At 41.5% G+C, this 388-nt stretch carries 1 protein-coding gene; it reads left to right on the top strand.

The genetic code is table 11. From position 1 onward, the window contains the following. Nucleotides 1-388, top strand: a 388-nt coding sequence (dnaQ, locus tag ACEWB7_RS18640) for a DNA polymerase III subunit epsilon (protein ID WP_411581181.1), incomplete at both ends; no start/stop codon positions are given.

The following is a 388-nucleotide window of genomic DNA, read 5'->3' as shown; positions in this document are numbered from 1 at the left end:
GCAGAAATAGCAGATGAGTTTTTAGCGTATATTCGTGGTGCAGAATTAATTATCCATAACGCCTCGTTTGATATCGGCTTTATGGATTATGAGTTTCAGAAGCTTAACCGTGATATTCCTCTCACAGAAACTTTTTGCCAAATAACCGATAGCCTTGCTATGGCAAGGGCGTTATTTCATGGCAAACGCAATAATCTAGATGCGTTATGTGACAGATATTTAATTGATAACTCCAAACGAACACTGCACGGCGCATTATTAGATGCCGAGATCCTCGCTGATGTTTACTTAGCTATGACCGGTGGGCAAACCGCATTAGCTTTTTCAATGGAAGGTGAACCGAGCGAAGAGCAAAAAGGGGATGATATACAACGTATTGTACGACCAG

This window comes from Acinetobacter sp. NIOH-H-8 (assembly GCF_046635365.1).
Classification (GTDB): Bacteria; Pseudomonadota; Gammaproteobacteria; order Pseudomonadales; family Moraxellaceae; genus Acinetobacter.
The sequence above is the reverse complement of the archived record's forward strand: the minus strand, read 5'-3'. Positions and strand labels throughout refer to the sequence as shown.